The organism is Mesorhizobium sp. M0626, assembly GCF_040320665.1.
Lineage (GTDB): Bacteria > Pseudomonadota > Alphaproteobacteria > Rhizobiales > Rhizobiaceae > Mesorhizobium.
Genome location: NZ_JAMYQD010000016.1, coordinates 1 through 20,357, shown reverse-complemented (window position 1 = coordinate 20,357; position 20,357 = coordinate 1). Strand labels below are relative to the sequence as shown.

Sequence of the window (20,357 nt, the reverse complement as noted above, 5' to 3'; positions counted from 1 at the left end):
GGCGGGGCGATTGCGCCGACCGGCATCTGCTCAACTCATTGCGAAAGTCGTTGCATGTCCTCTCACAATGCCCACACCAAAGGACTTCTGCTCACCGCGCTTGGCGGGCTGGCGCTGACCATCGACATTCCCCTGATCCGGCTCGCCCATGGCGAAGCCTGGACGATCCTTTTGCTGCGCACCGGCTGCACCTTCGTGGCAGGGCTGATCGTATGGGCCATCTGGCGCTCGTTCAGCAAGAATGCTCCGCAGCTGATACCCGGCTGGTCGGGGCTCGTGGTCGCCACACTCTACGGGCTCGGCGCAATCGCCTTCATCACCGCCGTCTACAACACCTCGACCGCCAATCTGGTTTTCATCCTGGCCTTCTCCACCATGTTCTCGGCGCTGCTGTCGTGGCTGTTTCTGAAGGAGCGACCGCAGCCGCTGACGCTTGCGGCAATGGCGCTGATGATCGTCGGCATCGCGATCATCGTCGGCGATTCCGTCGGCACGGGAAATCTGTTCGGCGATGTGATGGCGCTGTGTTCGGCCTTGGCGATTGCCTGCGCCATCACCGTTTCACGCGCCAGCGGCAGGGATATGGGATTCACCGCGCTGACCGGCGTCCTGCTGCCGTTCTGGCTGGCGGCGCTCATGGTCTCCAGGACCGGTTTCCAGGTGGAAGCGCCATGGTGGATCATTTTCAACGGCGCCGTCATCATGCCGTTCGCCTTCTTCTGCCTGGCCAACGGGCCGAAATACATTTCCGGCCCGGAAGTGGCGATGTTCTATCTCCTGGAAACGGTTCTGGCGCCGGTCTGGATATGGATGATCTTTGCCGAGACGCCGTCGCGCAACAGCCTGATCGGTGGCGTGATCCTGATCGTCACGCTGGTCGCGCATTCGTTGTGGCAGCTGCATGAGGGGCGCAAGCGCCGGGCAGCGCTTGCTGTCGCTTACCCTGTTTAGAGGTGCGATCAACGTGTTGCCGTATCTGAAAAAGGCTCTGCAACGATCTGGTATTCATCCTCGTAAACGACATATCCCAAACGGGAACTCTTCATGACCTCGACATGATGCCCATGCTGCGCAAGAAGTGCGGTGAGGTCATAAGCCCTAGCCAAATGCTCCGTCGCAGTTGGCTTGAACCAGCTTAATCCTTGGGTCGTCTGTTTCCTGTAAAAACCTTTCGAGCTTGAGAGGTTGAAGCGTGGCGGGATAGCAAGGTTCTGTCGAAACCAGGCAAGACTGTCTTCCAGCCGATCCAACGTGTGTTGATCGAGATCAGTTTGACCTCGCAACTCGTAGGCAGCGCCAAAAAAACCTTCGCGCGCCCGTGTTCCCTCAATGATTCTTGGCCGAACAAATCGCAAAAACATGCGCAGGACCCGACGTCACGTGAGCCGCGTTTTGATCCTGAAGATCATGCCCTGGCCTTTTTCTCGGCGACGATCTCGATCTGTGGCGGCCCGCCTTCGATCTCGGCGACGGCATCGGGAACGGCATCCTCGGCCAGTTCCACCTCGCGCAGCCATTCGCGCCAGATCGCCACCAGCAGCGCCATCAGCACGGGGCCAATGAACAGGCCGAGAAAGCCCATTGTCTTGACGCCGCCGATCAGGCCGAAAAATGTCGGCAGGAAAGGCAGCTTGATCGGTCCGCCGACCAGTTTCGGGCGCAAGGTCTTGTCGACGATAAACAGTTCCACCGCGCCCCAGATGAACAACGCCAGCCCGGCCATCGGCGAGCCGCTGGCGGCGAGGTAGATCGACACCAGCGTAAAGGACAGCGGCGCGCCGCCGGGGATCAGCGCCATCACACCGGTGAGCGCACCGAGCGTCACCGGCGACGGCACGCCGGCCAGCCAGTAGGCGATGCCCAGCACCAGCCCCTCGCCGATGGCGATCACGGTCATGCCGGTGACGGTCGACGAGATCGTTGCCGGCACGACGCGCGAAATCCGCTCCCAGCGTGCCGGCAGGATGCGTTCGCCGAGCCGGTCGATCTGGCCGGCAAAGTGCTCGCCGTCGCGATAGGCGAAGAACAGCGCGATCATCATGAACAGCAGCGTCAACAACAGGCCGAAGGCGCTGCCGCCGGCAGCCAGCACGCCGCGATAGATGCTGCCGATATTGGCGCCGCTGACCAGCTGGATCAGCTCGCCGATGCCGCCGGGATGGCCGAAATTGTCCGTCCACTGTTCGTTCAGCCACTCGCCGACGACAGGCAGCGAGGTGATCCAGTGCGGTGTGACCGCGCCGTGCCTGTTGGTCTCGATCGCCCAGCCGACCCATTCGCGGACCTCGTTGATGGCGTAGGTGCCGGCGAGCGCTATCGGCACCACCAGGAAGGCGAGGATGAACAGGATGGCGAGCGTCGCGGCGACGGTGCGGTTGCCGCCGACACCGGCAAGCAGCCGGCGGTAGAGCGGCCAGCTGGCGAAGGCGATGACGAGCGCCGCCAGCACGGGAAACAGGAAGCCGTGGAAGAAATAAACGCCGGCGGCAACGATCAGCACCAACAGCCAGCGCGCCGCCGACAGCGGCGGAATGACGGCGGCTCGCAACGGTGTCGACAGGCCGAACAGGCGCTGCTGACGCTCCGGCTTCTGGATCTTCGCTTCCTTCAAACGCCCATCTCTCCCGGCCTACCCAGCGTTTATGCACTGTTATAGTGCCGCAATCGTGACGATAGTCCAAATGGTTGGTGAAGCTGCCAATCTCCCCCCTTGTGGGGGAGATGTCCGGCAGGACAGAGGGGGGCGCGAAGGATCGCCAGCCTGGCACCCGACATTGAAGACCCAAGAGTTGCGACCGAGTGGCGAGCCATGACCATTTGATGCGCTGGCGGGACAGCGCCCCCCTCTGGCCTGCCGGCCGTCTCGCCCACTTGGGGGGAGATCAGCAGCTTCAACCAAACTTCCCCGTCCGCGGGAATCCCTTCGGCACCATCCGTCCGGCCGACGCTCTCGCGCCGATCCACTCGGCCAGTTCCTCGCGCGACCTGACGAAGGTGCGGTCGGCGGAATCCTGCCACGACAGGCCGCTCTCCAGCGTGAAAGGTTTCAGGTCGAGCAGACCGCCATCCTTGTATTTCTGCAGGCGAACGCCCTTGCCGCGGCCCATCTCCGGAATTTCGGAGAGCGCAAACACCACCATTTTGCGGTTCTCGCCGACGATGGCGAGATGATCGCCGGAAACCGGGACGCAGGCCTTGGCCTCGTCGGGCGCCTTGACGTTCATCACCTGCTTGCCCTTGCGGGTGTTGGCGACGACCTCCTCCTCAGGCACGATGAAGCCGTTGGCATCGTAGGAGACGAGCAGCAGCTTGCGCTTCGGGTCGTGGACGAAAGCGGTGACGATGTCCTGGTCGTTGTCCATGTCGACAATGATGCGGATCGGTTCGCCATGGCCGCGGCCGCCCGGCAGCCGGTCTGCGCCGATGGTGTAGAATTTGCCGCCGGTGGTGAAGACCAGGATCTTGTCGGTGGTCTGGGCATGGAAGGCGAGCTTGAGGCTGTCGCCCTCCTTGAAGGTCAAGGTGGAGTGGTCGGCCAGATGGCCTTTCATCGCCCTGAGCCAACCTTTTTCCGAGACCACCACGGTGACCGGCTCGCGCTCGATCATGGCGTGCGCTATGTCGGTCAGGTCATGCTCCGGCGCGTCGGCGAATTGGGTGCGGCGCTTGCCGAGTTCGGTCTCGGGGCCGAACTTGTCGCGAACCTGTGTGACTTCCCATTTGATCGTCGACCATTGCTTGGCGTCGGATGCGAGCAATGCCTCGATCTGCTTCTTTTCAGTGGTGAGACCGTCGAACTCCTTGCGGATCTCGAACTCTTCCAGCTTGCGCAAGGCCCGCAGCCGCATGTTGAGGATGGCTTCGGCCTGGGTGTCGGTGAGCGACCAACGGGCCATCATCACCTGCTTGGGCTCATCCTCCTCGCGGATGATCCTGATGACCTCGTCGATGTTGAGGTAGGCGATCAGGTAGCCGGCAAGGATTTCCAGCCGCTTCTCGATCTCGCCAAGCCGATGCTTCGAGCGGCGGATCAGCACATCGCGCCGATGGTCGAGCCACTCCTTCAGCACGCCCTTCAGCGACAGGACGTTAGGCACCTTGCCCCGCGACAAAACGTTCATGTTGAGGGGAAATCGGCTTTCGAGCTCGGTCAGCTTGAACAGCGATTCCATCAGAATGCCGGGATCGACCGAACGGCTCTTCGGTACGAGCACAATGCGGACGTCCTCGGCGCTTTCATCCCTGACATCCTCGAGCAGCGGCAATTTGCGCGCGATCAAAAGCTCGGCGATCTTCTCGATCAGCCTGGCCTTCTGGATGCCGTAGGGGATTTCAGTGACGACGATGCTCCAGGTGCCCCTGCCCTGATCCTCCTGGCCCCATTTGGCGCGCACGCGAAAACCGCCGCGGCCGGTCTCATAGGCCTCCAGGATGGATGCGCGGCTGTCGACGATGATGCCGCCGGTCGGGAAATCCGGCCCCTGGACGAACTCCATCAGCTTTGTCACCGGCGCGTCCGGCTGCTCGATCAACTGCAGCGCTGCGTCGCAAAGCTCGGCGGCATTGTGCGGCGGGATGGAGGTGGCCATGCCGACCGCAATGCCGGAGGAACCGTTGGCGAGCAGATTCGGGAACGCGCCGGGAAGCACTACGGGCTCCTCGTCCTCCTCATTGTAGGTTGGCCGGAAATCGACGGCGTCCTCGGTGATGCCGGCAAGCAAATCGCTCGCCACCTCGGTCATGCGCGCCTCGGTATAGCGCATGGCGGCGGCGTTATCGCCGTCGATATTGCCGAAATTGCCCTGCCCGTCGACGAGGGGATAGCGCATGGAGAAATCCTGCGCCAGGCGCACCAGCGCGTCGTAGATCGACTGGTCGCCATGCGGATGGAACTTGCCCATCACGTCGCCGACGATGCGGGCGCATTTGGCAAAGCCCTGGTCGGGGTTGAGCCTGAGCAGCCGCATGGCATGCATGATGCGGCGATGCACAGGCTTCAGCCCGTCGCGCACGTCAGGCAGCGCCCGGTGCATGATGGTCGAGAGCGCATAGGCGAGATAGCGCTCTTCCAGCGCCTTCTTCAGATCGACCGGTTCGATGTGGTCACCGCCGCCATTTTCAGGCGGCAAAATCCTTTTTCCCATGCGGCTGGACTAGCCGAGCGGGTGATTCGCGGCAAGGCGGGGCTGCGGAAACTCCGCACTTTGCAGCCTTTGGGCTTACGAGGGCGGCTCAAGGTCCGACAATGGATGTGACGGACTTCATGTTCCCCCTTGCCGTCCCTGTGCAACAGCAACGGTAGCAGCGCTGTTGCCAACCAACATCAATCTGTTACACGCCCTCTCTAAGGCAGGAGACGGTACGCAGGGGAGCCCGACCTTCATGACATATTCACCGCATCGGGCGAAGGCTCCCGCTCCGATTTGCCTTTCGCCGTGATTTTCGACAACTCTGCGGGAAAGCGCCTTTTTCCCGTCCAGTTCGTCACGGAATGGTGATGGCGTAGAATTGAGAAAACACTTTTTCAGGACTCTCTCAGGGAACTCGCGATGACAATCCAACGTTCGACACTCAAGAAACTTGCTTTTTCGACCTTTTTGCTGACGCTGCCGCTGAATGCCGCCTTTGCGCAAGACACGGCGGTTGCCGACCGACTGAAGGCCGCACTTGCCGTCCAGGGCGTCGATATCACCTGGACCGGCGTTACCGGCGACAATTCCAGCATGGTGCTGCAGGGCGTGTCGGTCAAACCGGCGGCCGAAAAGGAGGCGCTGCCGATCGGCGACGTCAAGCTCGAGGGCGTGACCGAAGCCAATGGCGGCTTCGATGTCGCGACCATCACGACTTCGGCCTTCGAGCACAGCAAGGACGGCGTCACGCTCAACCTCACCCCCTTCGTCATCCACGACGCCAACATCCCGGCCGAGGGCGCTACAGGCCCGCTCGGCTCGATGATGATCTACAAGTCGGCCGAACTCGAAAACCTGACGGTCAAGGTTGCCGACAAGACCGCCTTCTCGGTGGATGGGCTTGCTGTCCAGATCACGCCGCCGGCCGACGGCAAGGCGATGGAGTTTTCCGCCACCACGGAAAAGTTCAACGCCGACCTGACCCTGGTCGACGATGCGAAGTCCAAGGAAGCCATCGAGGCCCTCGGCTACCAGAACATAACGGGCAATATCGAGATCGGCGGCACCTGGCAGCCGAGCGACGGCAAGATGGACCTGTCGAAATACGATATCTCGGTCGAGAATGCCGGCACGCTCGGCATGACCTTCGGCCTCGGCGGCTACACGGTCGACTTCGTCAAGTCGCTGCAGGAGATGCAGAAGAAGATGGCGGCGCAGCCCGAAGGCGCCGACAATTCGGCGCAAGGCATGGCCCTGCTCGGCCTTTTGCAGCAGCTTTCCTTCAACAGCGCCTCGATCCGCTTCGACGACGATTCGCTGACCGGCAAGGTGCTTGAATATGTCGGCAAGCAGCAGGGCATGTCGGGCAAGGACATCGCCAACCAGGCCAAGGCGATCGTGCCGTTCGGCATGGCGCAGCTCAACAATCCCGAACTGACCGCCGAAGTGACGGCCGCGGTGAGCAAGTACCTCGACGATCCGAAGAGCCTCGAGATTTCGGCCGAGCCGCCGGCAGCGGTGCCGTTCGCGCTGATCATGGCCGGCGCCATGTCCAACCCGGCCGACCTGACCAAGACGCTGGGCGTCCACGTCAAGGCCAACGAAGACTGATCGAAGTTCGCTCACTTCTCCCCGTCACTATACGGGGAGAAGGTGCCGGCAGGCAGATGAGGGGCGGCGCCAACGCCTGCAAATTGTAGTTCGATGCTGAACCGGTTGTCAGAAGGCGCCAACTGCTAAGGCCGTTCGCCAATCGCCTGCATGCGTGCTGCCCCTCATTGTCCTGTCGGACATTTCTCCCCGTATAGAGACGGGGAGAAAGGGCGGCTTCAACGCTGCCGTCAGTCCTTCTTCACTGCCGCGACACGCAGCGACAGATCACGCAACTGCTGCGGCGAGGCTTCCGAAGGCGCGTTCATCAACAAATCGTAGGCCTGCTGGTTCATCGGGAACATGGTGATCTCTCGCAGGTTCTTGGCGCCGACCAGCAGCATGACGACACGGTCGACGCCGGCCGCCATGCCGCCATGCGGCGGGGCGCCATACTGGAAGGCGCGGTAGAGGCCACCAAAGCGTTCTTCCACCGTGGCGCGGTCGAGGCCAACCGTCTCGAACGCCTTGACCATGGTTTCCGGCAAATGGTTGCGGATACCGCCAGAGGCGATCTCGAAGCCGTTGCAGACCATGTCGTACTGGAAGGCCTTGATGCCGAGCAGGTCGTCGCCGTTGAGCGCGTCGATACCGCCTTGCGGCATCGAGAACGGGTTGTGGGCGAAGTCGATCTTCTTCTCCTCCTCGCTCCATTCGAAGAACGGGAAGTCGACGATCCAGCACAATTCGAAGCGCTCGCGGTCGACAAGGTTCAGTTCTTCGCCGGCACGCGTACGCGCGGCACCGGCGAAGGTAACGAACTTCTTCGGATCGCCGGCGACGAAGAAGGCGGCGTCGCCATCGGCAAGGCCGAGCTGCTGGCGGATCGCCTCGGTGCGCTCCTCGCCGATGTTCTTGGCCAGCGGACCGGCGCCTTCAAGCTTGTCGCCTTCCTTGCGCCAGAAGATGTAACCCAGTCCCGGCTGGCCCTCGCCCTGCGCCCACGAGTTCATGCGGTCGCAGAAGGCGCGGCTGCCGCCGGTCTTGGCCGGAATGCCCCACACTTCGGCCTTCGGATCGTTGGCCAGAATGTTGGCGAAGACCTTGAAGCCGGAATCGCGAAAATGGTCGGAGACGGCCTGCATCTCGATCGGGTTGCGCAGGTCCGGCTTGTCGGAGCCATATTTGCGCATGGCGACATCGTAAGGAATGCGCTGGAATGTCTGCGTCACCGGCTTGCCGTTGGCGAAGGTCTCGAAGACGCCGCGCATCACCGGTTCCATGGTCGACAGCACGTCGTCCTGCTCGACGAAGCTCATTTCGAGGTCGAGCTGGTAGAATTCGCCGGGCAGACGGTCGGCGCGCGGGTCCTCGTCGCGGAAGCAGGGCGCGATCTGGAAATAGCGGTCGAAGCCCGAAACCATGATCAGTTGCTTGTACTGCTGCGGCGCCTGCGGCAGCGCGTAAAAGGTGCCGGGATGGATGCGCGACGGCACCAGGAAGTCGCGCGCGCCTTCCGGCGACGAGGCCGTCAGGATCGGCGTCGAGAATTCGGTGAAGCCGACATCGGTCATACGCTTGCGCATCTCGGCGATGATTTTCGTGCGCGCCACGATGTTCCTGTGCAGCGTCTCGCGGCGCAGGTCGAGAAAACGGTACTTCAGGCGGATGTCTTCGGGATAGTCGGGCTCGCCGAACACCGGCAGCGGCAATTCCTTGGCTGCCGACAGCACCTCGATCTCGCGGGCAAAGATCTCGATCTCGCCGGTCGGCAGGTTGGCGTTGGTGGTGTCCGGCAGGCGCGCCTTGACCTCGCCGTCGACGCGGATCACCCATTCGCCACGCAGCGTCTCGGCCACCTTGAAGGCGGGCGAATCCGGATCGGCGACGATCTGGGTCAGGCCGTAATGGTCGCGCAGATCGATGAACAGCAGGCCGCCATGGTCGCGCACGCGATGCACCCAGCCCGACAGGCGAACCGAAGAGCCGACATCGCTCTTTCTCAACTGGGCACAGGTGTGGCTGCGGTAACGATGCATTGTCATGTCAAAATTCCGGGGTGCTGGGTTGTGGGTCGAGCATCAAAGCCCGGTCCAAAATTTGCGCGAAAAGCGCATGGGAGGCCCGATTTGTCAAGGCAAGCCGGGTTTGGGTCGCCGCCCTATGCGATCGTCAGCATAAAGTCTTTGCCAGGCTTGGCGCATTGCCGCCAGGCATGTTTCTCGCGACAGTGCCGTCCTCAAGCAATCTGGAGATGCTTCATGCCGAAACGCACAGTCCCGTCGGGCGTCGGGCCACATAATGGCCGCGAGTTGGCACTGATGCTTCAGGGCGACAAGCCGATGGCCCTGTTCGGGGCGGAGCCGGGTATGGACGCCGAAGATATTGGCGACACGGGCTTTGCACCGTTTGTCGACGAAGGCCGCATCCTGAAGTTCACCCACTTTGATCCAGAGACGTCCGTGGAAGATCGCCGCTACTGCCTGCCGACAGAGGAATGGCGCTGCAAACTGAGCTTGTTGATCTCCAGAATGTGCCGCAGCGGAGAGGCCTTTGACATCTTCACATCGAATGATCTGGCGAGGCTTGAAGGAGCCCTTCTCGGTTATTCAAAGGAAGATGTCGAAGTGTTCGTCGCCCATGCTGCGTCCCGGACTGCCCGCGCGCCGAGCTCCGTTTAAGCCAAATGGATTTCGGCGCCCTGGCGTTCGAAATCCGCGAGGATCGCGGCCGGCGCGGTCTTTTCGACCACGAGGTGGCGGATCGCCTCTGGCCTGGCGACCCGGTAGGGTGCGGCTGTGGCTAGCTTGTCGTTGGTTACAGCGATGACGATGCCTGCGCTGTTCTTGGCCATCGCCCGCTTTACCTCGGCCTCAGCCGAATCGAAGGCCGTGACGCCGCGCGACGCATCGAGACCGCAGGATCCGAGAACAAACAGGTCCGCGCCAAGTTGCGCGACAGCGGCAAGCGTGTCGGCGCCGACGCAGGCGCCGAGGTGGCGGTCGAACCGTCCCCCAAGCACAATCAGCTCGACCAAAGCGTGGTTTGACAGGACGGAGGCAATTTCGAGCGAGTTGGTGGCGACGGTCAGATCGAGGTCGCGCGGGATGGCCCTGGCGATCGCGGCATTGGTCGAGCCGCTGTCGATGAACAGGGTCTGTCCGCGCGAAAGCAGTGCCACGGTCGCGCGGGCCAGCCGCGTCTTTTCTTCGACCGCATGGCCGGCGCGCAGGCCGACCGGCGTGGCCGCGAAGGGTGCGGCCGCGACCGCGCCGCCATAGACGCGGCGGCACTGCCCGGCCTTGGCCAACTCCCTGAGGTCGCGGCGAACCGTGTCTTCCGAAACGCCGAAGCGGCCTGCCAGCTCGCCGGCCAGCACCCTTCCCTCGACGGCCAGGCGATCGCGAATGATTTGATGCCGCTCATCGGTCAGCATTGCATGATCCTGTTTTCTTTGTGCACGTTCTTGCACAATTTGCATGTTTGTGCAAGATAAGGGGATATCAACGACAATCTCCGGCTCTCTTCCCCGAAAGCATCGTCATGACCTTTGGCCTCCGCCTCGCTCCGCAACACCGGGTCTACGCCGGCTTTGCGATCTATTCGTTCGCCATGGGCCAAATCTTCCCGCGGCTGCCCGACATCAAACATGCCATGGGCATAGGAGACGGCACGCTCGGGCTCAGCCTGATCGGGACGCCGATTGGCACCTTGACCGCGCTGACGCTGGCGGCGCCGATCCTGGAGGGCGTCGGCTTCCGCCGCGCGCTGCTCGGACTGGTGCCGCTTTTGTCGGTCGTCTTTGCCATTGCCGTGCATGCGCCTGGGCCGCTTGCGCTATTCCTGATGCTGTTTCCGGTCGGCCTGATGATCGGCAGCGTCGAGATCATTCTCAATGTCGAGGCCGACAGAACCGAATTCCTGCTCAAGCGCCGGATCATGAACCGGGCGCATTCGTTCTGGAGCATTGGCTTTTTCGGCGCCGGCCTGTTCGGCGCCGCGCTTGCGCATCTCGGCATATCGCCGCAACTGCACCTGGCGATTGTCGTACCGATGGTGGCGACAGGAATCGCGCTGTTTCTCGGCGGTTACGAACCGGCGCCGAGCCGCTTCGCCGGCAATGACGAGACGGCGCCAAGGCTGGCGCGGCCGACGCTGCCTATCCTCGTCCTCGTCGCGGTGACGCTGTCGGCGATGCTGATGGAAGGCGCCAGCATCGACTGGTCGGCAATCTACATGCGCACCGTGTTCGATGCGGGCCCTTTCGTCGCCGGCTTCACAGTGGCGCTGTTTGCATTCTCGCAAGCGAGCACGCGCTTCTTTGCCGACTCCTTTGTCGACCGCCACTCGCCGAGCGTCGTGGCGCGGGTGCTGCTGGCGACGATGGCGGTGGGCGTGCTGCTCGTCTTCTTCTCGCCTGCCCCGCTCGTATCGATGCTGGGCTTTGCGCTACTTGGCATCGGCAGCAGCGTGCTCTTTCCGTTGGCGATCTCGGCGGCAGCCCAGCGGACGGACCGCTCCGCGACGATCAATGTCGCGGCGCTGTCGCAGATTTCCTTCGTCGCCTTCCTGCTCGGCCCGCCGCTGCTCGGTTTCGTCTCCGACCATTGGGGCATCCGCTCGGCCTTCGGTATCGGCATCCCGTTCATCATGCTCAGCCTGCTGACCGCCGGCTCGCTTGGCCGAAGGGCTGCCCGGGGCAAGCCTGCGCCGGCGAGCGAAGCTTTGGCGAGGGCCGACGGAGCTTGAACGGCCGCACTTGAAGCCACACACCTGTTGGCGGCGGGACAAGCCACTGGCATTGGCCACACCGATGGTTCAGAACTGTGGAGCCACCTAAGCAACGGTTCCGTATGTCCTCCATCCGCCCGCTGATCCCGCTCCTCATCGCCGCCGGCATCCTGCTTGGCGGCAACGGGCTGCAGGGCACGCTGATCGCGTTGCGCGGCGCGCAGGAAGGGTTTTCGGCCTCCGACATCGGCCTGATGGGCACGTTCTATTTCGCCGGCTTCCTGCTTGGTTGCCTCGCAGTCACCCGCATCCTCAAGGCAGTCGGCCATGTCCGGACGTTTTCAGCGCTCGCCGCCATCGCCGCGGCCAGTACGCTGCTCCTGGTGCTGATCATCGATCCGGTGATGTGGTGCGCGGTGCGCTTTGCCGGCGGTTTCTGCTTTGCCGGTCTGTTCACCGTCATGGAAGCCTGGCTGAACTCCGGCGTCGAAAACAAGGATCGTGCGCGCGTGCTGGCCATCTACCGCATGGTCGATATCGGCTCGGTGACCGGCGCACAGTTCCTGATCCCGATCTTCGGCCCCGGCGGCTTTGCCATCTTCGCCATCATGTCGATGATGATCACGCTGTCGCTGGTTCCGGTGTCGCTCGGCGACCGCTCCAACCCGACGCCGCCCGAAGACGTCAAGCTCGATCTCGCCCGCGTCTGGCGGATTTCGCCGCTCGGCTGCTTCGGCTGCATCTGCGTCGGCGTCACCAACAGCGCCTTCCGCACGCTGTCGCCGGTCTATGCCGAACAGATCGGCATGTCGGTGGCCGATGTCGTCACCTTCGTCAGCGTCGGCATCTTCGGCGGCGCCCTCATCCAGTATCCGCTGGGCTACCTCTCCGACCGCTGGGATCGGCGCGCGGTGCTTTTGGCCACGACATGCGGCGCCATGTTCGCCGCGCTGGCGCTGGTCTTCGTCGCCGGCGCCGATCCGACCCTCAATTTGATCATCGTCTTCATCTTCGGCAGCTTCGCCATGCCGCTCTATTCGCTATCGGCGGCGCATTCCAACGACCGCGCCGACAAGGGCGAGTTCGTGCTGATCAACGCCGCCTTGATGCTGTTCTATTCCTTCGGCGCCATTGGTGGCCCCTTCGCGGCGTCCGCAGTGATGCAACATTTCGGACCGGGCGCCCTGTTTGTCTTCAGCGCAGTCGTCTACGCCACCCTCATCGCCGTCATTCTCTACCGCATGCAGGTGCGCGGCAGCGTGCCGGCGGGCAAGCGCAGCCGCTTCACGGCGCTGCTGCGCACATCAACCGTCTTCGCGCGGCTGGCGCGCAGAAATGGCGATTCCGACGGATCGGCTGATACTTGACCGAAGGGCGGCTTGACGAAAGCGCCCATGGCTGAAATTGAAAGAGAACCTTACCCGTTACTAAAAAGCGATTTGATGCACGTCATCACCACCCAAAATGAGCTCGAGTCCGTTCTCGCCGCTTTTGAAAAGTCGGATTTCGTCACCGTCGACACCGAATTCATCCGCGAAACGACATTCTGGCCGATTCTGTGCCTGATCCAGATGGCGGCGCCAGGCGTCACCGCGCTGATCGACCCGCTGGCGCCCGACATCAACCTCGCCCCATTCTTCCGGCTGATGGCCAATGAAGCGGTGGTCAAGGTTTTCCATGCCGCGCGCCAGGACATTGAAATCATCGTCCATCTCGGCGATCTGGTGCCGCATCCGGTGTTCGACACCCAGGTCGCGGCCATGGTCTGCGGCTTCGGCGACAGCGTCTCCTACGATCAGCTGGTGCAGCGCATCACCGGCGCACGGCTCGACAAATCCTCGCGTTTCACCGACTGGCGCCACCGGCCGCTGTCGGACAAGCAGCTCGATTATGCGCTGGCCGACGTCACCCATCTGATCGACGTCTACAAGCACCTCAGCGCCGAACTGGAGCGGGAAAACCGCGCCCATTGGCTGAACGAGGAAATGGAGGTGCTGACTTCGCGCGAGACCTACGATCCGCACCCCGAGGATGCCTGGAAGCGGCTGAAGATGCGGCTGCGCAAGCCGCAGGAGCTGGCGATCGTGCAGACGGTGGCGGCATGGCGCGAACGCGAGGCGCGCGAGCGTGACGTGCCGCGCGGCCGGGTGCTCAAGGATGACGCCATATACGAGGTCGCCCAGCAGGCGCCGCGCGATGCGGCAGCCCTTGGCAAGCTGCGCACGACGCCGAAAGGCTGGGAGCGTTCGTCGACGGCTACCGCATTGCTCGGCGCGGTCAACACGGCGCTCGCTTTGCCCCGCGAAGAGATGCCGAAGCTGCCCAAGAGCTTTCAGCCGCCCGAAGGCTCCAATGCCGCCTCCGAGCTGTTGAAAGTGCTGTTGAGGATCGTCGCCGAGAAGGAAGGCGTCGCCTCGAAAGTGCTTGCGTCCAGCGATGACATCGACCGCATCGCCGCCGAGGGCGAGGATGCCGACGTGCCGGCCCTGCAGGGCTGGCGACGCGCCGTGTTCGGCGAAGCCGCACTGAAGCTGGTGCGCGGCGAAATCGGCATCAAGTTCGACAAGCGCAAGATCGCGGTGTTCGATTTGTAGACCCCCACCCCGCTCCGCTGCGCGGAGCGACCCTCCCCACGAGGGGGAGGGTAAACGACTGCCCTACACCGCTCCGAGCAGGTGTAGCGCGAACCAGATCCATGCCAACAAGAGAATGATCGCGCCGACGTAGAAGGCGCGGCTGCGAAACCGCAGATTGTTGCTGGTGAGGTGGACCCAGGCGTGGCCATAGCGGGAAATCACGAAAATCCACATCAACGCCAGGGTCAGATAATTGACGCCATTGGTCGCGTGCAGCGCCAGGCACAGCACATAGAACAGCACCGGCAGTTCGAACTGGTTGATGAGATTGTTGGCAACCGTGACGCTCGACCCGGGCTCGGTCGTGCGCACCTTGTATTGACCGACCTTGGCCTCGCCCGATTTGACCGCGCCGTAGCGGCGCCGGCCCATCACGACATAGACGATATAGACGAGCAACACCTGCGCCAGCATCGGCCAGAAAATCGCGGTCTGGCTCATGGCGTTGCCCCTGCTCTGTCGTTCATGCCTGTGGACGCCGCTGGGCGGCAAGGATCAAAAACGCGATGACGATGACGGGGATCGCCAGCAGCGCGAATTTGGTGACGATCAGCGACGAGGCGAAAGACAGAGAATCCGGGTTGGCCGACAGCGCATCGGACAGAAGCCGCGCCACCGCAATGTTCTGGGCGTAGTCGGCGCACGTGTAGGGCAGCACGATGACCAGCGCGAACAGTGCCTGAAGCTGCACCGGCATGGCACGAAAACTCTTCAGCCGCCGCCCGGTTGCCAGGATCAGGCTGACCATGGTCAGCGACAGCAGCGCCGGGAAGAGAAGGTCGAAAGTCAAATAGTGCCAGACCAGGATGATCTCGCTGCCGCGCCGGCCGAGTGCCGTCAGCCAGGCCATGCCCTCGTCGGGCGTGAACCCGCCAAGGCGCACGTCGAGCGACGGCAGGCCACCGCTCAGCCGGCGGAAATAGAAGAATTCCAGCAGCGTCATGATGATGAAAACCGCCGCGGCGGCAAAGCACAGCGCGCCGGCATGGCGCGCCAGCCGCAGCACGATCGTCGCCTGGTGGCGCCAGAGCATGTACCGCTCTGGCTGCCGGTCAGGCTCCGCCAGGATAGTTCGGGCTTTCGCGGGTAATCGTGACGTCATGGGCGTGGCTTTCACGAAGTCCGGCGTTGGATATGCGCACAAAGGTGGCGCGTTCGCGAAAATCGGCAAGGTCGCGGCCACCGACATAACCCATAGCGGCTTTTAGCCCGCCCGCAAGCTGGTGCAGCACGCCAGACACAGGTCCCTTGTAGGGCACCTGCCCTTCAATGCCTTCCGGGACCAGTTTCAGCGTGTCGCGAACCTCGGCCTGGAAGTAGCGATCGGCCGAGCCGCGCGCCATGGCGCCGACAGAGCCCATGCCGCGATAGGCCTTGAAGGAGCGGCCCTGATGCAGATAGACCTCGCCCGGGCTTTCGTCGGTGCCGGCCAGCAGCGAACCGATCATGGCCGCACTGGCGCCCGCGGCAAGCGCCTTGGCCAGGTCACCCGAATATTTGATGCCGCCGTCGGCGATGACCGACACGCCTGATCTATGCGCCGTCTCGACCGCCGACATGATCGCCGAAAGCTGCGGCACGCCGACGCCGGCGACGATGCGCGTGGTGCAGATCGAGCCCGGGCCGATGCCGACCTTGACGGCATCGGCGCCGGCGTCGATCAGCGCCTGCGTGCCTTCGGCGGTGGCGACGTTGCCGGCCAGGATGCGGACGGAATTGGAAAGCTTCTTGGCCCGCGTCACCGCATCGAGCACGCGCTGCGAATGGCCATGCGCGGTGTCGATGACCAGGAGGTCGACACCGGCATCGATCAACCGCTCGGCGCGCTCGAAGCCGTCATCGCCGACGCTGGTGGCTGCCGCCGCCCGCAGGCGCCCCTGCGCATCCTTGGTGGCGTGCGGGTTGAGCTGCGACTTCTCGATGTCCTTGACGGTGATCAGGCCGACGCAATTGCCGGACTTGTCCACGACGACGAGCTTTTCGATGCGGTGCTGATGCAGCAGCCGCTTGGCCTCGTCCTGGTCGACATTCTCCTTGACCGTGATCAGGTTCTCACGGGTCATCAATTCGTAGACTTTCTGCCCCGGATCGGAGGCGAAGCGCACGTCGCGGTTGGTCAGGATGCCGACGAGGCGGCCGATCTTCTGGCCGCCGGTCCCGCCATTCTCGACCACCGGAATGCCCGAGATGGAATAGGTGCGCATCAGCGCCAGCGCGTCGGCCAGGGTGGCGTCGGGGCCGATGGTGACCGGATTGATGACCATGCCCGATTCGAACTTCTTGACCTGACGCACCTGCTCGGCCTGTTCGGCCGGCGAGAAATTGCGGTGGATGACGCCGATGCCGCCGGCCTGCGCCATGGCGATGGCGAGCCTCGCCTCGGTGACGGTGTCCATGGCGGCCGACAGGATCGGCACGTTGAGGTCGATGTCGGTGGCGATGCGGGTGCGGATGTCGGTCTCACCGGGCATGACCTCGGAATGACCGGGCTGCAACAGCACGTCGTCAAAGGTCAGCGCCAGCGCGCCGGTGGACGTTTCGATGATTTTTGCCATGGCCAGTCCTCGGATACGAAAAGCGCCGGGAGAATACAAAAAAGCGCTGGACCGAAATGGACAGCGCCGACTCGTTTCTTCCCTTTCAGGATTGGCGCTGGCTGGTAACACGTCGCGGCGTGGTTGAAAAGCCGGTCGTGGCCTATTCGGCGGACTTGCCCAACAGGGCATCGAGCAAGACATGGCGCGGTGACGCGAAAGGATTGACGACCGTTACGCCGCCCCAGGTGAAGCCGTCCTGCAGATCTTCCGACAGCAGCAGCCGGCAACCGGTTTGCGAGGCAACAGACAGGATGGTCGCATCCCAGATGCCGAAATGGTGATCGGTCGCAAGATCAGCCGCGACCGTCATCACCTCCGGCGTCGTGCCGACAACCGGAAACGCGTCGCGCCAGCTCAACAGGGCGTCGCGCGCTTGTGCACGTGATCGTCCGGCCTTGCGTGTGAGAACGGTGAACAATTCGCCGAGCACTTGGACTGGAATGACGGCTGCCTCTTGCGCAATGTCGTGCAGCAGGCCGAAAACGATGTCGCGCTTCTCGGCTCCGTTGATCCCCTCGGCATAAACAAGGATGTTGGTATCGAGCGCGACCTTCACCGCTCGTCCTCGTAAAGCTCGTCGCGGCTCCAGCGCCCGGCTTCTACAACAGGCTGGCGTTCGAGGCGCGACAGCAGCGCTGTGCGCGAACGAGACGCCGCAGGGTCGGGCTGCCCTGCAGGCACGATCCGCGCCACGGGGCGCCCATGGCTGGTCACGACATAGCTCTGTCCTTCGCGGACACCGCGCAGGAGGAGCGAGAATTTGCGGTTGGCGTCGGCTGCGGAAACGGCTTCTTCCATGACATTGTCCAGATAGTAGTTATATTCACTACAGCATAGTGAACCCGGTCAATTTTCGCAAGTTCATTCAATGTGGCGAAACGCAGCGATGCCTCTTGTCCGCCCACGGTCGCACAAAAATGACAGCAAATTAATGCGACATCGCGCCTGAGGCGTGATAACCGCCCTTTGTATCGGCTTGCCCGCCTTTTCATTGCCTGGATTGGCCGGCAGGCACATTTAGACCAGTTCGGACGCGTTCGTTGATCCGCATCATTCCGCTCATTCTGGCGGTCGCCTTGTTCATGGAAAACATGGATTCGACCGTCATTGCGACATCGCTGCCGGCGATCGCCGTCGACATCCACACCAGCCCGATCGCGCTCAAGCTGGCGCTGACCGCCTATCTGGTGTCGCTGGCCATCTTCATTCCGATCAGCGGCTGGATGGCCGACCGGTTCGGCGCCAAGACCATTTTTCGCGCCGCGATCGGCGTGTTCATCGTCGGCTCGGTCTGCTGCGCCGTCTCCAACTCGCTGCCGGCCTTTGTCGTCTCGCGCTTCCTGCAAGGCATAGGCGGCGCCATGATGACGCCGGTCGGCCGGCTGGTCCTGGTGCGCGCGACGCCGAAGAGCGAGCTGGTTGCCGCCATGTCGTGGCTGACGGTGCCGGCGCTGGTCGGACCGCTCGTCGGACCACCGATCGGCGGCTTCATCACCACTTATTTCACCTGGCACTGGATCTTTCTGATCAACGTGCCGATCGGCCTGATCGGCATCTGGCTGGCGACGCGCTTCCTGCCGCAAACCGACTCGATGGAGACGCCGCCGCTCGATTTCGTCGGTTTCGTGCTGAGCGGGCTGGCGGCCTCCGGCGTCGTCTTTGGCCTGTCGGTGGTCAGCCTGCCCTATCTGCCGCCGGCGACCGGCCTCATCACCGTGGCGGTCGGGCTGATTTCCGGCGTGCTCTATCTGCTGCATGCGCGGCGCGCCAAGAACCCGCTGCTGGCGCTGGAACTGTTCCGCAACCAGGTGTTCCGCTCCTCGGTGCTCGGCGGCTCGCTGTTTCGCATCGGCATCGGCGCGGTGCCGTTCCTGTTGCCCCTGATGTTCCAGATCGGCTTCGGGCTGACGCCGTTCCAGTCGGGCATGATCACCTTCGTCTCGGCCATCGGCGCCATTGGCATGAAATTCGTTACCGCGCTGATCTTCCGGCTTGCGGGGTTCCGCCGGGTGCTGATCTGGGGCTCGCTGATCGCCGCGGCATCGATCGCCATATACGGCCTGTTCACGCCGGAGACGCCTTACGCGCTGATGCTGGCGATATTGCTGGTCGGCGGCTTCATCCGCTCGATGTTCTTCACCGGCGTCAACGCGCTCTCCTATGCCGAGGTGACGGCTGAAGACACCAGCAAGGCAACGCCGATCACGGCGGTGTTCCAGCAACTGTCGATCGCGCTCGGCGTGGCGCTGGCCGGCGGCATCCTGGAAGTCTCGACCTCGATCCATGGCGGACCGCTGGCGCTCGGCGATTTCCACATCGCCTTCTTCATCGTGGCGGCGGTGTCGGCGGCAGCGTCCGTGTCATTCATGCGGCTGGCGCCGGATGCCGGCAATGCCGTGTCGGGACATGGCCGGCTGACGACGCCGAAGACGCTGGAGCCGGTGAGCACGGCTGGGAAGTAAGGGGCGAGCGCCCCTCATCACTTCGTTCATCCTAGGGCGAAGCGACTCAAAGCGTCGCGCAGACCCTAGGATCCATGCCGTGATCTTGATCGAAGGATGCAGCGGCACAGAATTCTGCAGCGTTTCAACGCGTTAACGTCACGGCATGGATCCTAGGGTCTGCGCTGCGTCGCTTCGCTCCTTGCTTCGCCCTAGGATGACGATGCCACTGGTGGCTCTCTGCCCTTAAAATCCTTCGCCAGCAAATACAGTTCCACCGACTCATCGCGCGACGCCGGCGGCTTGACGTGGTGCACCGAGCGGAAGTTCTTCTTCAGCATCGAAAGCAGCTCGTTCTCGGCGCCACCCTGGAAGGTCTTGGCGAGGAAATGCCCGCCCGGCTTCAGCACCGACAGCGCGAAATCGGCGGCCACCTCGCACAAATGCATGGTGCGGATGTGGTCGGTTCGCTTATGACCCGTCGTCGGCGCGGCCATGTCCGACAACACGACATCGGGGTCGCCGCCCAACGCCTCGGCGAGCTTTTGCGGCGCTTCCGGGTCGAGGAAATCCATCAGCAGCACCGGCGCACCCGGCACCGCATCCATTTCGAGGTAGTCGATGCCGATGACATGTGGATTTTCCGCCGTCGACTTGGTCCTCGCGGCCGCCACCTGGCACCAGCCGCCGGGGGCCGCACCGAGGTCGATGACCTTCATGCCGGGCTTCAAGAGATGGTGCTTGTCGTCGATCTCGATCAGCTTGTAGGCCGCGCGCGACCGGTAGCCGTCGGCCTTGGAGCGCTGGACATAGGGATCATTGATGTGGCGCTGCAGCCAGCGGCGCGACGATTCTTTGAGGCCCGACTTCTTCTTGATTCGTGTTTTGAGGACGCGAATGCTGGCGGAGCCCGGCTTTTCCGGCTTCTTTGTCATGACGTTATTTCTTGTTTGAGTTTTTGCACTCGCCGAGTTGCCGCCGTTTTTCGGCCGCTTCGCGTTTCGCGGAGGGCTTCCCCCACTCCGTCGCCGCTTCGCCGCGCCACCTCTCCCCCCTCCGGAGGGAGAGGAAAGGCGCTGGTCTGCATAAGTTCGCGCCCTTCCTCTACCCCGTCGATCGGGGGAGAGGTGTGGGGCGGAGCACCACGGGGGGGGGGGGGGCCGTGGACACAACCAAAACGGATCATTCTCGGCCCCCCCCCCAGGTTCGGCCGCCGCCCGGAACGGCCCGCAC

At 63.1% G+C, this 20,357-nt stretch carries 18 protein-coding genes; 7 read left to right on the top strand and 11 right to left on the bottom strand.

Going from position 1 to position 20,357, the window contains the following annotated elements; translation table 11 throughout:
* The first annotated feature begins 54 nt into the window (after positions 1 to 54).
* A complete protein-coding gene (locus NKI37_RS20800; RefSeq protein ID WP_352788039.1) occupies positions 55 to 951 on the top strand; it encodes a DMT family transporter in 897 nt (298 codons plus the stop codon).
* A gap of 8 nt (positions 952 to 959) precedes the next feature.
* Here NKI37_RS20800 and NKI37_RS20795 read toward each other — a convergent pair whose 3' ends face one another.
* The 3 genes from NKI37_RS20795 to parC all read right to left on the bottom strand — a co-directional run bounded on the left by NKI37_RS20795 (position 960) and on the right by parC (position 5,144).
* Positions 960 to 1,361 carry a hypothetical protein gene (locus NKI37_RS20795; protein WP_084630936.1) on the bottom strand — a complete coding sequence of 134 codons (402 nt, stop codon included), beginning with the start codon at positions 1,359 to 1,361 and terminating at the stop codon, positions 960 to 962.
* A gap of 44 nt (positions 1,362 to 1,405) precedes the next feature.
* A complete protein-coding gene (locus NKI37_RS20790) occupies positions 1,406 to 2,611 on the bottom strand; it encodes an AI-2E family transporter (RefSeq protein ID WP_352788041.1) in 1,206 nt (401 codons plus the stop codon).
* Positions 2,612 to 2,891: 280 nt separating this feature from the next.
* A complete protein-coding gene (parC, locus tag NKI37_RS20785) occupies positions 2,892 to 5,144 on the bottom strand; it encodes a DNA topoisomerase IV subunit A (protein ID WP_352788044.1) in 2,253 nt (750 codons plus the stop codon).
* A 405-nt stretch (positions 5,145 to 5,549) separates the two neighbouring features.
* Between parC and NKI37_RS20780 the strand changes: the two genes are divergently transcribed.
* Positions 5,550 to 6,740 (top strand): aq_1923 C-terminal domain, encoded by a 1,191-nt coding sequence (locus tag NKI37_RS20780; protein WP_023734156.1) that lies wholly within the window; start codon positions 5,550 to 5,552, stop codon positions 6,738 to 6,740.
* 230 nt (positions 6,741 to 6,970) lie between these two features.
* Here the strand turns inward: NKI37_RS20780 and aspS are convergent, their stop codons facing one another.
* A complete protein-coding gene (gene aspS / locus NKI37_RS20775; protein WP_023682421.1) occupies positions 6,971 to 8,758 on the bottom strand; it encodes an aspartate--tRNA ligase in 1,788 nt (595 codons plus the stop codon).
* A 222-nt stretch (positions 8,759 to 8,980) separates the two neighbouring features.
* On the opposite strand from aspS, the gene NKI37_RS20770 reads away from it, so the two are divergent.
* The gene (locus NKI37_RS20770; protein WP_023682422.1) at positions 8,981 to 9,400 is read left to right on the top strand and encodes a hypothetical protein; all 420 of its coding nucleotides are present in this window, start codon (positions 8,981 to 8,983) and stop codon (positions 9,398 to 9,400) included.
* Here the strand turns inward: NKI37_RS20770 and NKI37_RS20765 are convergent.
* Positions 9,397 to 10,155, bottom strand: a complete 759-nt coding sequence (locus NKI37_RS20765) for a DeoR/GlpR family DNA-binding transcription regulator (protein ID WP_023689527.1) — start codon at positions 10,153 to 10,155, stop codon at positions 9,397 to 9,399. The two genes, NKI37_RS20770 and NKI37_RS20765, sit on opposite strands and share 4 nt — an antisense overlap.
* A 107-nt stretch (positions 10,156 to 10,262) precedes the next feature.
* Here NKI37_RS20765 and NKI37_RS20760 point away from each other — a divergent pair, with 107 nt between their 5' ends.
* The 3 genes from NKI37_RS20760 to rnd all read left to right on the top strand — a co-directional run bounded on the left by NKI37_RS20760 (position 10,263) and on the right by rnd (position 14,044).
* Positions 10,263 to 11,468, top strand: a complete 1,206-nt coding sequence (locus tag NKI37_RS20760; protein ID WP_023682424.1) for an MFS transporter — start codon at positions 10,263 to 10,265, stop codon at positions 11,466 to 11,468.
* Positions 11,469 to 11,572: 104 nt separating this feature from the next.
* Positions 11,573 to 12,817 (top strand): MFS transporter, encoded by a 1,245-nt coding sequence (locus NKI37_RS20755; RefSeq protein ID WP_023689528.1) that lies wholly within the window; start codon positions 11,573 to 11,575, stop codon positions 12,815 to 12,817.
* Between the two features lie 75 nt (positions 12,818 to 12,892).
* A complete protein-coding gene (gene rnd / locus NKI37_RS20750) occupies positions 12,893 to 14,044 on the top strand; it encodes a ribonuclease D (RefSeq protein ID WP_023682426.1) in 1,152 nt (383 codons plus the stop codon).
* A 63-nt stretch (positions 14,045 to 14,107) separates the two neighbouring features.
* On the opposite strand, the gene NKI37_RS20745 is transcribed toward rnd, so the two are convergent.
* From NKI37_RS20745 to NKI37_RS20725, 5 genes are all read right to left on the bottom strand, one after another.
* On the bottom strand, positions 14,108 to 14,527 hold the full coding sequence (locus NKI37_RS20745) for an MAPEG family protein (protein ID WP_023673032.1): 420 nt from the start codon (positions 14,525 to 14,527) through the stop codon (positions 14,108 to 14,110).
* A gap of 22 nt (positions 14,528 to 14,549) precedes the next feature.
* Positions 14,550 to 15,119, bottom strand: coding sequence for a hypothetical protein (locus NKI37_RS20740; RefSeq protein WP_023673033.1), 570 nt, complete (start codon positions 15,117 to 15,119; stop codon positions 14,550 to 14,552).
* 19 nt (positions 15,120 to 15,138) lie between these two features.
* Positions 15,139 to 16,641, bottom strand: a complete 1,503-nt coding sequence (gene guaB / locus NKI37_RS20735; protein ID WP_023734161.1) for an IMP dehydrogenase — start codon at positions 16,639 to 16,641, stop codon at positions 15,139 to 15,141.
* 142 nt (positions 16,642 to 16,783) lie between these two features.
* Complete coding sequence (locus NKI37_RS20730; protein WP_023673035.1) at positions 16,784 to 17,239, bottom strand: PIN domain-containing protein; 456 nt, start codon at positions 17,237 to 17,239, stop codon at positions 16,784 to 16,786.
* A complete protein-coding gene (locus tag NKI37_RS20725) occupies positions 17,236 to 17,481 on the bottom strand; it encodes a type II toxin-antitoxin system Phd/YefM family antitoxin (protein WP_023673036.1) in 246 nt (81 codons plus the stop codon). Before NKI37_RS20725 ends, NKI37_RS20730 begins: the two co-directional genes overlap by 4 nt.
* A 242-nt stretch (positions 17,482 to 17,723) precedes the next feature.
* On the opposite strand from NKI37_RS20725, the gene NKI37_RS20720 reads away from it, so the two are divergent.
* Entirely contained in the window at positions 17,724 to 19,145 is a 1,422-nt protein-coding gene (locus NKI37_RS20720; protein ID WP_352791827.1) for an MFS transporter, read from the top strand.
* Between the two features lie 191 nt (positions 19,146 to 19,336).
* On the opposite strand, the gene NKI37_RS20715 is transcribed toward NKI37_RS20720, so the two are convergent.
* Positions 19,337 to 20,059, bottom strand: coding sequence for an RlmE family RNA methyltransferase (locus tag NKI37_RS20715; RefSeq protein ID WP_023715379.1), 723 nt, complete (start codon positions 20,057 to 20,059; stop codon positions 19,337 to 19,339).
* Positions 20,060 to 20,357: the final 298 nt, after the last annotated feature.

What these genes read in the sequence shown, in the direction of transcription:
- NKI37_RS20800 (WP_352788039.1), top strand. Translation starts at nt 55, where the DNA reads ATGTCCTCTCACAATGCCCACACCAAAGGACTTCTGCTCACCGCGCTT.
- NKI37_RS20795 (WP_084630936.1), bottom strand. Translation starts at nt 1,361, where the DNA reads ATGTTTTTGCGATTTGTTCGGCCAAGAATCATTGAGGGAACACGGGCG.
- parC (WP_352788044.1), bottom strand. Translation starts at nt 5,144, where the DNA reads ATGGGAAAAAGGATTTTGCCGCCTGAAAATGGCGGCGGTGACCACATC.
- NKI37_RS20780 (WP_023734156.1), top strand. Translation starts at nt 5,550, where the DNA reads ATGACAATCCAACGTTCGACACTCAAGAAACTTGCTTTTTCGACCTTT.
- aspS (WP_023682421.1), bottom strand. Translation starts at nt 8,758, where the DNA reads ATGCATCGTTACCGCAGCCACACCTGTGCCCAGTTGAGAAAGAGCGAT.
- NKI37_RS20770 (WP_023682422.1), top strand. Translation starts at nt 8,981, where the DNA reads ATGCCGAAACGCACAGTCCCGTCGGGCGTCGGGCCACATAATGGCCGC.
- NKI37_RS20765 (WP_023689527.1), bottom strand. Translation starts at nt 10,155, where the DNA reads ATGCTGACCGATGAGCGGCATCAAATCATTCGCGATCGCCTGGCCGTC.
- NKI37_RS20760 (WP_023682424.1), top strand. Translation starts at nt 10,263, where the DNA reads ATGACCTTTGGCCTCCGCCTCGCTCCGCAACACCGGGTCTACGCCGGC.
- NKI37_RS20755 (WP_023689528.1), top strand. Translation starts at nt 11,573, where the DNA reads ATGTCCTCCATCCGCCCGCTGATCCCGCTCCTCATCGCCGCCGGCATC.
- rnd (WP_023682426.1), top strand. Translation starts at nt 12,893, where the DNA reads ATGCACGTCATCACCACCCAAAATGAGCTCGAGTCCGTTCTCGCCGCT.
- NKI37_RS20745 (WP_023673032.1), bottom strand. Translation starts at nt 14,527, where the DNA reads ATGAGCCAGACCGCGATTTTCTGGCCGATGCTGGCGCAGGTGTTGCTC.
- NKI37_RS20740 (WP_023673033.1), bottom strand. Translation starts at nt 15,119, where the DNA reads ATGCTCTGGCGCCACCAGGCGACGATCGTGCTGCGGCTGGCGCGCCAT.
- guaB (WP_023734161.1), bottom strand. Translation starts at nt 16,641, where the DNA reads ATGGCAAAAATCATCGAAACGTCCACCGGCGCGCTGGCGCTGACCTTT.
- NKI37_RS20725 (WP_023673036.1), bottom strand. Translation starts at nt 17,481, where the DNA reads ATGGAAGAAGCCGTTTCCGCAGCCGACGCCAACCGCAAATTCTCGCTC.
- NKI37_RS20715 (WP_023715379.1), bottom strand. Translation starts at nt 20,059, where the DNA reads ATGACAAAGAAGCCGGAAAAGCCGGGCTCCGCCAGCATTCGCGTCCTC.